This is a genomic window from Acidithrix ferrooxidans (assembly GCF_000949295.1).
In the GTDB taxonomy this organism is placed as follows: domain Bacteria; phylum Actinomycetota; class Acidimicrobiia; order Acidimicrobiales; family Acidimicrobiaceae; genus Acidithrix; species Acidithrix ferrooxidans.
This window is the reverse complement of the sequence record NZ_JXYS01000124.1, coordinates 1-7600: the sequence shown is the minus strand read 5'-3', so window position 1 is coordinate 7600 and position 7600 is coordinate 1. Positions and strand designations below refer to the sequence as shown.

The 7600-nt window shown below is 48.6% G+C and carries 8 protein-coding genes and 1 pseudogene; 5 read left to right on the top strand and 4 right to left on the bottom strand.

All coding sequences use genetic code 11. The annotated features are described in order from the left end of the window. Positions 1-1025, top strand: a 1025-nt coding sequence (locus tag AXFE_RS16520; protein ID WP_052607030.1) for a (Fe-S)-binding protein, incomplete at its 5' end; no start/stop codon positions are given. Positions 1026-1602: 577 nt separating this feature from the next. Beyond that, positions 1603-2544, top strand: coding sequence for a Fic family protein (locus tag AXFE_RS16510; protein WP_200891336.1), 942 nt, complete (start codon positions 1603-1605; stop codon positions 2542-2544). Positions 2545-2571: 27 nt separating this feature from the next. On the opposite strand, the gene AXFE_RS20510 is transcribed toward AXFE_RS16510, so the two are convergent. Beyond that, positions 2572-2832: a hypothetical protein gene (locus AXFE_RS20510; RefSeq protein ID WP_200891335.1), complete on the bottom strand. Its 261-nt coding sequence runs from the start codon at positions 2830-2832 to the stop codon at positions 2572-2574. 235 nt (positions 2833-3067) lie between these two features. On the opposite strand from AXFE_RS20510, the gene AXFE_RS16505 reads away from it, so the two are divergent. Next, complete coding sequence (locus tag AXFE_RS16505) at positions 3068-3268, top strand: hypothetical protein (RefSeq protein WP_052607028.1); 201 nt, start codon at positions 3068-3070, stop codon at positions 3266-3268. A gap of 243 nt (positions 3269-3511) precedes the next feature. Here AXFE_RS16505 and AXFE_RS16500 read toward each other — a convergent pair whose 3' ends face one another. Then, positions 3512-3946 (bottom strand): cyclic nucleotide-binding domain-containing protein, encoded by a 435-nt coding sequence (locus AXFE_RS16500; RefSeq protein ID WP_052607027.1) that lies wholly within the window; start codon positions 3944-3946, stop codon positions 3512-3514. Positions 3947-3995: 49 nt separating this feature from the next. Beyond that, positions 3996-4598, bottom strand: coding sequence for a COG4315 family predicted lipoprotein (locus AXFE_RS16495; RefSeq protein WP_052607026.1), 603 nt, complete (start codon positions 4596-4598; stop codon positions 3996-3998). Between the two features lie 678 nt (positions 4599-5276). Between AXFE_RS16495 and AXFE_RS16490 the strand changes: the two genes are divergently transcribed. Then, positions 5277-5480 carry a hypothetical protein gene (locus AXFE_RS16490; protein ID WP_052607025.1) on the top strand — a complete coding sequence of 68 codons (204 nt, stop codon included), beginning with the start codon at positions 5277-5279 and terminating at the stop codon, positions 5478-5480. A gap of 103 nt (positions 5481-5583) precedes the next feature. Here AXFE_RS16490 and AXFE_RS16485 read toward each other — a convergent pair whose 3' ends face one another. Further along, the gene (locus AXFE_RS16485) at positions 5584-6075 is read right to left on the bottom strand and encodes a methyltransferase family protein (protein WP_052607024.1); all 492 of its coding nucleotides are present in this window, start codon (positions 6073-6075) and stop codon (positions 5584-5586) included. A 998-nt stretch (positions 6076-7073) separates the two neighbouring features. Between AXFE_RS16485 and AXFE_RS16475 the strand changes: the two are divergent. Next, a pseudogene (locus AXFE_RS16475) lies at positions 7074-7600 on the top strand (IS1634 family transposase); the annotation flags it as partial.

Here is a 7600-nt window from a genome sequence, read left to right as displayed (position 1 = left end):
AGATGCTGGTCCCAAGTGTCATAGATCCAGATGTCCTGTGGTCTTGTACCACCTGTGGAGCTTGTGTTGAAGCTTGTCCTGTAGATATAGAACACATCGATGCAATTGTAGATATGCGTCGTTACCAAGTTCTAATGGAGAGCGACTTCCCAAGTGAAGCCCAAGGCATGCTCCGTAACATAGAAAACCAAGGAGACCCATGGGGCCTTGGCTCTTCTCATCGAGGAGATTGGGTATCAGAGCTTGACTTTGAAGTCCCAATAATCACCAATGAGATCCCTGAGGATATCGAATACCTCTTTTGGGTTGGCTGTGCTGGAGCACTAGATGAAAGAGCTAGAAAGGTCACCCAATCGATTGCTCGCCTACTTCATAGATCTGGAGTCACCTTTGCAATACTTGCAAAGAAAGAGAGCTGCACCGGTGATCCAGCTCGAAGACTAGGCAACGAATACCTCTATCAAAGCCAAGCAATGACCAACATAGAGACCCTAAATTCAGCCAAAGCCAAAAAGATCATAGCCTCTTGCCCTCACTGCTTTAATTCCTTAGCCAATGAATATCGTGGCCTAGGTGGCAACTACGAAGTCATCCATCACACCCAACTACTCAAAGAGCTAGTAGATGCCAAAGCACTAGTTCCAACCATTACCCAAGATGCCAAAGTAACCTATCACGACCCATGTTACCTAGGTCGCCACAACAACATCTACGAAGAACCAAGAAGTGTCCTTGGATCGCTTCCAGGACTGTCTTCTGTTGAGATGCACAAGCACAAAGAAAAGGGCTTTTGCTGTGGTGCCGGTGGAGCTCGCATGTGGCTAGAAGAAAAGATCGGCAAGAGAGTAAATGTAGAACGCATGGATCAAGCTCTAGAGATGGATCCAGATATGGTATCTACAGCATGCCCCTACTGCATGATCATGCTCGATGACGCAGTAAAGGCCAAGATCGCTGATGGTGGAGCCAAAGAAGGTGTAGAAGTCCTAGATGTAGCCCAGATCCTCGAGAAGTCACTTGAGTGAAACTAAGGAAGTCAAAGACCACTAACCTCCATAACGATGGGTGACTAAAAGCGAAGGGCACCTAAAGGCGGAAGTTGATAGTGGATGCGATAGGTATCTTTGGTGACTTTTTCATAACTTGCGATCAAGCAATATTGAGGCCTGATACCTACCACGATTGAGGTAACTTTAGAAATAGGTTTGAGGGATCAGGAAAGTCTGGTCCAAAGACTTCGGTACAGTGGTCCAAAGATACTGGTGCTGTGGTCCAAAGACACTGCCAATAGTGCTCCAGAGAATCGCAATAGTCAGGCAATCGCGCGAGGTGAGATTTTCTCCTGCATCTGCATCGCCGAAGCTCAAATTTATCTCCATCTCTGAACCCAACCGCTACCCAATAGCGCAGGAACGGCAGGATTGGGCGACTCGTAACCTCCAACTCCACGAATTCTTATTGGAGGTTGTATGTTAAACTCCAATAAGGAGATTTCATGTCTAAGGTTGTGAAGCGGCGCTGGACGAGCGATGTCGGTGGCACCGGACTTTCTCGGAGGGACAGGCGTCGTGTATTTACGAGGCCTACGTCCCTGATCGTCTTATGGGTCGTCGCTTTTGCCTAAAGGGTGAGGTCGCTGCCGATGTAGCAGATGCCGAGGCCGCAATTGCCCGCTTGAATACTCAAGCAGCAGCTCTGGTTGAGACCGAGGCGCTTGCTCGAATCTTGCTTCGTGCTGAAGCGGTCGCCTCGTCACGTATCGAGGGGCTAGAGGTCGGAGCTCGACGCCTCTTGCACGCCGAAGTTATTCGAGGGATGGCCGAGTCCGCATCCGACGTCAGCGCAACCGAGGTTCTCAACAATATCGATGTATTGGTCTTCACCGTCGAAAGCATTGGCTCTGGTGAGGCAATCACCGTCGATCTTCTTCTTGATATCCACCGACGTCTACTCGCCAGAACACTACTGGAGCCATACGCAGGTATCATTCGGGACCAGCAGAACTGGATCGGTGGGAGTTCCTACAACCCGTGCTCCGCCGACTTCGTGCCTCCACCCCCGGAACTCGTCATTGAACTCCTACGAGATTTGTGCGACTTCTCTTGCACCGACGACCTTCTAGCCATTGCGCAGGCAGCCATCGCTCACGCGCAGTTCGAGACCATTCACCCGTTCGTGGATGGCAATGGTCGAACCGGACGAGCCCTTATACACCTGATCCTTCGGCGTCGTGGACTTGCTCTGCGAAGCATCCCTCCGGTGTCGTTGGTGCTCGCCACATGGGCGCGGGATTACATCAATGGCCTTGCCCTTTTCCGATACGTCGGATCGCCTGACGACACTGCTGCCATCGATGGTGTGAATACGTGGATCGGTCGTTTTGCGAGTGCCTGCACTAGGTCTGTGGCTGACGCCATTACCTACGAGGAGCGGGTTGCGGAACTGGAACTTGAGTGGCGCGAACGACTGGGGTCCGTTCGGGCTAACTCTGGAACGGACATCCTCCTTCGGGATCCTTCCCGGTGCCCCAATCCTGACCGCTGAAAGCGCTGCAAAGCTTCTGGGACGGACCTACAAACCGGCAGCCGCTGCGATCGAGCGGCTCGTCGAAGCTGGGATTCTCCAACAGGTGAATGTCGGACGGCGAAACAAGGCGTTCGAGGCACCCGAGGTCATCGCTGCGTTTACGGATCTGGAGCGATAGCTTGCCCATCCAAAAGTCGATACTCGCATGAACAAGCCCGTTCGGACCGTTCCTCGACGTCGCTGAAGAGCTAAGTGTCCCATATGTATTGAGAGTTCGAGTGCACCGTTAGATACTGATATGCGCAAATGCTACGATTTGCATCATACTTGTTATCAGTGTCTCGTATTCGACTTGTGATCGTCAACCGCAAGAGAGGGAGAGGAATACTCAGCGACCGTTTTACCTTATCAGCGATTTTGAGAAGAACCTTCATTTATGGATCGTCGAATTCGAGGAAGGATAAATCCATATCGTCATTGATACGCCACGGGGATACGATGCGGTTGGGTGAAGCGCTATTCCCGGTGTTGGTGACATCGAATGACAATAACGTCTTGGTCCGTTTGTCTCGAAGCCTCATGGGCATTAACCAACACCGGTGTTTCCATCCGACCAAAGATCGGAGGGGTCGCTTTGATGGAGAAGCTCAATACCGTTTCGCTGGGGGTACGTACTGGCTTAGCAGAGAGGGATTTCAGCATCACTAAAGCCGCGATATTGGCGGTATTGGGGATGACCTAGCGAACTAATGGTTTAGATCAAATCGTCCAAATGTGACGGGTTTGTCACGTTATAGGAAACGCCCGCCACCGCCAATTTTACAATACTTTACAACAAAACTTTACAACAAAGAGATCCACAATCGCCAAAGCAGCCGATTCCGAGATAGCCTACTCCAAATATTGTAGATTTCTATGTGATCGGTATCTTTTGGCGAGATCTTTTGTGGTAGGTACGATTTGAGTTGTAGGCAATCGCCAATTCTTAGTTGTAGGCGTGCTCGTCAGCTTGGCGAAGGCGCATGGACATGGTCTCTAGGAGGCGTAGTGCCATGGCGGGGATCTCCTCTAAAACCGAGGTAAATTCTCTCGCACTCAGAACAAGAAGTGTCATATCGCTCTTGGCGGTCACGCTAGCCGAACGAGGCAGATGATCCAGTAGTGAGAGTTCTCCAAAGTGTGAGCCAGCCCCTAGGGTTGCGACCTCTTTTCCGGCTTTTGTCACCAGCGCCTCTCCTTCGACAATTAGATAAAAGTCCCTACCCGAGTGACCTTCTTCGCAAATTGAACTGCCCGCCGGCGCCAGGGCCTCATCGCAAGCTCGTTCTAGAAGGGCTAGTTCACGCTTGGAACATCCAGCAAAGAGCCAGATGGAGCGAAGGTGTTGCGCCTTGGAGTCGACGGGTTCATTTTTTGTCATAGCTAAAAACTAGCCAATTCTAAGGAGTGATGAGCGTTGTTTTGGAAGTCTATCCTTTGGCGGTTACCGCGGGTGCCTTGAGAGGCCCACCTGTAGGTGTTATGGCAAACCAAATTCCACCAGCGCCTTGGGCATTCAGCTGTCCGGGAGCGGTATCGCCTGAGTACGTATAAAGGGGATGCCCAGCATAGGCGATCTGTTCTCCCTTGGTAGGGGAGGTAAGAACTCCTAGATAACCGGCCAAGATTCCCCCTGAGGCTTGTGGAGCGCCATTTGTAAGCACTGGAGGAAAGGCAAGTGAACACGTTGCTTTGCAGCCAGGATAGGTTGGGGTATCGCCAAGTCGCATATAGAGAGTATGGCCATCGGGGGCAGCTAAAACCATTCCGTAGTTTGTCTTTTCCACCATGATCGTAGTTGGACCTTTGGGCAGGCCATTAATTGAGTTCGGAACAGTTGTTGGCGAAAAGACAGGAGTTTGGAAACCCGCACCACTGTAGGTGCGTGGCTTAGCAGTAGACGCCCCATTTAAACTTGGAGCATTGGTTCCACCTGCACCTAAGGTCGCGGTTTTGCTGGCACTGGTGGCACCTAGGCTTCCACCCTCAGGAGGTAGTCCTTTTGATCCAGTTGGTTTTACACAAGCAGTCAATATGGCACCACTTAGAAACGTGGAGAATAAAAGTATCATCGGTCTATGCAAAGTCACGGTAGTAATTGTATTGCATGTCCGCACATTATGGTTCTTCGCCTAATCGATGAGCGCCAGAGCACGTGGCACATTTGCTCAGTTTTCCGATTAACGGTCTTTGGTAATTTAGCGGCGCCAGAATCTAGTTAGTTTTGGTTGCTTGTGGATCGACTGACTGGTGTTTATCATTTGATTTAATTCACGGGATCGAAGATGGATATCGGATCGTAACCATTAAAACAAAGCCCATCGGGTATATATCTTTTGCCATGAATATCCCATAATGTGGTTGGTTTCCCGCGTCTACCGTTCCTCTAAAGGAGATCGGGCCCTTCTTGGTCGATTGGGAACACGCCTAATGACTCCATTACTTCGGTGTCGTCGTTGTAAATTGATGCTGAGTGGGGTCACTAGCGCAGAGGTATTGGGGTCATTTTGGTCAAGCGTTTCAAGCGTTTCGGGTATCTCGAATCCCCCCCCCCAAGAGAGCTCTATGGTCGATAATGACCTCCAGATCATCTTTTTGAGCTGGCTTTGTACGCGCACTGAATCTCCCAAAGCGCAAACAGGTGGGACGCAATCCTTGAACCTCAAAACTGCAGTATTCCCGCTCCACGGTAATATTGCTACGATAACTCTATGGGTAAAGAGCAGATTTTTGTTACTGTACAAAATCGTGGCCTTATTGCACTTCCGAGCGGTATCCTGAATCGCTTTGGCTTGGATAAGGCGGGTGCCCAAGTCGAGGTGATTGAGAGAGAAGAAGAGATAGTACTGCGTTCCCATTTTGGCGTTTCGGTGGATCAGAGACATGGTTTTGGACTGAGCGGTGGCAAACGCTAGAGCGTGAAGCCCACCAAGCTATTAACAGCGCAAGTGCCACCGTATTTGAAGATGTCGAGTGAACCTCCCCGTCCGTGAGGGCGGGGAGGTTCACTCGACTGGGTTAGCCCTTAATGCTTATCCATCTAGCCACTCGAGATTGGTAGGTGTTGTATTCATCGCTGAAGGTGGCCGTTAGGTAGGCTTCTTCCTTCGGGATGATTATTTTGTCGATGACAACCAGTACTGCGCTATTGAGAACAACGCCGGTAATAGATCCGTTAGCTATTGCCGCTCCAAAGTTACTAAGGGCTGCTCCCAGATAGATTGGATTGCGTGAGAACTTGAAGGGACCGTCTTGAATTAGCTCTGTTTTCTCTACATTTGGATTTGGGTTTTGACTATGTTTTTTCATGGTCAAAAGCGACCAAGTAGATATTGTGATTCCAACTTGGATCGCGAGACGTCCAATAACTGTCATTTTGGTTCCGGATTTTATCCTAATTTTGGATTTTTTATCCAAAGCTAGAGCCGAGGTGGTGGCCAGAACGAAAAGTAGGGGTGGGGGAATATGTTTGGATCGTGTGACTTTGCTATTTTCTTCACCATTACTCATAACATCACCTTATTTGGATGAACTGACTATTCGCGAAAGACCACTGCCACCTGCTTTCTTGTGATGAGTTATGTCTCAGGAGAGGGCCTATTGCTAGATAACGGCTGTTAGTCAGTTTGTTTAGCTTTGTTTTGGCCTTCTTTTGGCTGTGCCCGCTTCTTGTGTTGCCATGGTTTGTGGCGAGGGTATCGGATAAGGCGCTTGACTGTAGTCGACCTCTTGGAGATGGCTGGGGCCACATCTAAGGGGAACTGTGAAATAATTTGTCGATTTAGCAAGAGTTAGTTCAACATTATTGGTCGCCTGGCGAGATTTTTTGAATCCAACCAAAATGTGGCCCTATTGGTTGTGACTAAAAGATCTTCGTAACGGCGCAAAAGAAATAGGCTTCCCATTTAGGTAGGCCTGAGTCGGCAATTGGGTTGGATAGTCTGGTTGATCGTATCAACGGCATTTGGTCGCTTTTGTTTTGTGGAATTAGTGGCTTTTGATTGAACCCAGCATCAAGTCCTAGAGAACTACATGTGCAAGTGAGATTATTATTTTTTGTAACTAAAACTCGTTCTTGCCGTCTGTCTCGTGGTTCGTCAGAGATCTCTATAAGCCACTTTTATTTAGTTGGCGGTTTTGGTTACATAGAGTTGATACCCAACGTGGATATAGTTTAATTTGCGCCCAAAGATCATTGTAAATGCGTCGATGGCAGGTTTCGGACTACGGATTGGATCTTGTCCGTAGGGGAGCTGTTCGAACCACAGATAATCATCGAATGCTAATACTCCTCCAACTCTAAGTAATTTAAAGCTAACCCCAGTTTCGGCTGAATTTCCCCCAAGAGCCCTTTTAAGCCCCCTTTTAGCCCCTATTTGGGGGTAACCCCTATTTGGAGATGCTGGTAGATGAAGTTCGGTTTTCTCAAGTGGCCGATGTAGTGCCCTAAGCTGAGAGTTAGCTGCGAATATTGACCTACAAGGTAATTCATCTGGTATACTTGTTATATGTTCATTCGCGCGAAGACCACTAAGAATAAGGCAACTGGAACTAAATATATAAAGCATCAGTTAGTTAGGTCTTATCGCGAAGGAGACAAAGTACGCCAAGAGATAGTTATGGATCTAGGACGACTTGAGATCGATCCTAAGGACTACAAGAAGCTAGCTCAGATATTGACGATGAGACTAGCTGGCTCTGAGTCTTTGTTTGAAGGTGATCTAGAACTAAAGTCAATCGCCGATAAAGTTCTATCTAGCTTTTCTGTTACTCAAACACTTCGCTCCGATTCTGAAGTAATCACAAAAGATGCCGAGTTCCTAAATGTCAATACATCATCTCTAGAGGCATCTGATATTAGGCGCTTAGGTCCTGAACTAATAGCTAGTAGCTTCTATGACAGATTGAAGATCAAAGAGCAACTACTACGTTGTGGCCTTAGTGAAAAAGAGACAGCAATTGCTAAAGCTGTAATATGTGCTCGTTTGGTTGCTCCTTCTTCTGATCTTGAAACACATCGCTTCCTAAAAAGAGG

Bases quoted from the DNA above. Each gene is read 5' to 3' on its own strand.
- AXFE_RS16510 (WP_200891336.1), top strand. From the start codon at position 1,603: ATGGGTCGTCGCTTTTGCCTAAAGGGTGAGGTCGCTGCCGATGTAGCA.
- AXFE_RS16505 (WP_052607028.1), top strand. From the start codon at position 3,068: ATGACAATAACGTCTTGGTCCGTTTGTCTCGAAGCCTCATGGGCATTA.
- AXFE_RS16500 (WP_052607027.1), bottom strand. From the start codon at position 3,946: ATGACAAAAAATGAACCCGTCGACTCCAAGGCGCAACACCTTCGCTCC.
- AXFE_RS16490 (WP_052607025.1), top strand. From the start codon at position 5,277: ATGGGTAAAGAGCAGATTTTTGTTACTGTACAAAATCGTGGCCTTATT.
- AXFE_RS16485 (WP_052607024.1), bottom strand. From the start codon at position 6,075: ATGAGTAATGGTGAAGAAAATAGCAAAGTCACACGATCCAAACATATT.